Annotated in this window: 2 protein-coding genes; both read right to left on the reverse strand. The window is 70.2% G+C overall.

Going from position 1 to position 2,253, the window contains the following annotated elements; genetic code table 11:
- Nucleotides 1-64: 64 nt before the first annotated feature.
- Complete coding sequence (locus tag QMX81_RS20785; protein WP_282264368.1) at nucleotides 65-1,210, reverse strand: alpha/beta fold hydrolase; 1,146 nt, start codon at nucleotides 1,208-1,210, stop codon at nucleotides 65-67.
- Between the two features lie 123 nt (nucleotides 1,211-1,333).
- Nucleotides 1,334-2,253 (reverse strand): LysR family transcriptional regulator (locus QMX81_RS20790; RefSeq protein ID WP_282264369.1); only part of this gene is annotated, 920 nt, incomplete at its 5' end.

A 2,253-nucleotide genomic window follows, 5' to 3' on the forward strand; every position in this document is an offset into this window, starting at 1 on the left:
GGCCGGCTCTCATGGATGCTGGACGATCGCGTGGAGCCGGCCAGCGGCCGGCACTACCGGGAGTTCATCCCTGCGGTGCGTCGGCCTGGGCTGCCTGCATCGCCATCAGATCCGCTTCGCCCGGCAGTTCCGGCGCCGGGCAGTCGCCACCGGCATGGGCGTCGTGCGCCAGCCAGTCATCCACCACGCCGGCCAGCAGATCCACGCGCAGCGGCAGGGTGATGTGGTCTTCGCCCCGCATCTCGATGTAGTGCACGCGCGGGCTGGCGGCGGCCAGGCGACGGCCCTGCCCGACCGGCACATGCTGATCGTCCTGGCCGTGCAGCAGCAGCACGCAAGCGCGGCTGTCCGCCAGCGCGCGGGTGACATCGACATGGTCCAGGTCCAGATCCAGGCGCTGGCTGGCGGCGGCGATCACCTGGTCGATATCCTGCCCACCGTAGCGCCAGCGCCCATAGGCGGCCATGGCCTGCGCCTTCCAGGCGGTCGGCTGCAGCGACATCAGGTGCGGGATCATGCTGCGGATCGCATCGCCGGCATTGGCGAAGGATTCCATCGCCACCACGCCGGTGACCTGGTCGCCGAGCTTGTCGGCGGTGAACAGCGCGGTGGCGGCGCCGTAGGAAACGCCGAAAAGATACAGCGGCCCGACCACCTCCCCGCGTGCCCTCAGCGCAGCGATGACATCGACCACATCATCCGATTCGAATGTCCCGTAACCGGACGGGCCGGCGCCGGAATGACCGTGATTGCGCAGGTCGATGGTGACCACGCGGTAGCCCGACTGCGCCAATTGCAGCGACCACGGCAGCATCGCGTCACCGTTCATCATCCAGCCGTGCAGCAGCACCACCGTGCCGCGCGGCGCCTGCGGCTGGAACGGATGCGGCAGGTCCAGCGCCATGCCGGTGCGCAGCGGCTCGCCGTTGTCGTGCGGCTGGGGCAGGTAGTGGTAGCGCACCCCGTACTGGCCCGGGTCGAAGGCCCGCCAGAAGATCGGCACGCCGGCGCGGCCGGTCACGAGACCATGCCGGTTGGGGACGCTGTCCACCGCGTCGGCAATGCGCGCGGTGTCCAGCAGGGTGGACACACCACCGGGCGCGATCAGCCGATCACTCAACGAGGTCGAGGCGGCGGTGGAGGTCAAGGAGGAGCACGCAGCCAGCCACAGGCCAGCCCCGGCCAGCAGCAACAGCAGCAAGCGCTTCATGGGCAGAGTCGGAAAAACCAATCGAGTCGGGCAGGTTACCGATCCGCTCCGCGCCGCTCTATCGCATCCGTATGACCATCCGATGACAGCGAGGCCAGGATTCAGGTTGGCCCCGGCGGCTGGCTAGCCCAGCCAGCCTTCCATCGTCGGCCACCACCCCGCCAACACCGCCGGCTGCTGCATCCGCTCACGCCACCACTTCAGCGCGGCTCCCTCCTCGCCGGTGCGCCAGGCCAGCCAGAACGTCTCGTCCGGCTTGGGCTCCTCGACCTGCCTGATCACCAGCCGGCCATCGCGCACCGCCTGCTGCACGTAGGGCTCGGGCAGGAAACCGAAACCAAGCCCGGCACATTGCAGGCGGAACTTGCTGACCATGTCCGGCACGGTGACGGTCTCCTGCCCCATCAGCAGGCCGACCGTGCGCGGCAGCAGCCGCCGCGCCGAATCGGCCACGGCGATCGCACAGTGGGCGGCCAACGACTCACGGCCCAGCGGCTCGGACGCGGCCGCCAGCGGATGCGAGGGCGCCACCGCGAACACGAAACGCACCACGCCCATCGGCTCGACCACATAGCCCCCGCCACTGGGCCCCTCGCCCGCCGCGCCGACCAGCAGGTCCGCGCGCCGGTCCAGCAGTGCCTCCCAGGTGCCTGACAGCGATTCACTGATCAGCCGCATCCGGGTCTGTTCGGCCACCGCAGTGAACGCGCGCACGTCCTCGGCCAGCAGCGCCGGCACGAACATCGAGTCGACCGCCACGGTCAGTTCGGCCTCCCAGCCGGAGGCTACCCGCCGCACCCGCATCTCCAGCTCCCGCGCCGCCCGCAGCAGATGGCGGCCCTCCTCCAGCAACGCCTCCCCGGCCGGGGTCAGGTGCGCGCGCGGGCCCACCCGATCGAACAGCTGCACGCCCAGGTCCTCTTCCAGCTTGGAGACCGTGTAGGAGATGGTCGAGGGCACCTTGTGCAGGGCCTTGCCGGCCGCGGCGAACGAGCCGCGGCGGTCGATGGCATCCAGGATCTGCAGGGCGTCGAGGCTGAGCT

It is taken from the genome of Stenotrophomonas sp. PS02301 (assembly GCF_029959485.1).
Classification (GTDB): domain Bacteria; phylum Pseudomonadota; class Gammaproteobacteria; order Xanthomonadales; family Xanthomonadaceae; genus Stenotrophomonas; species Stenotrophomonas maltophilia_Z.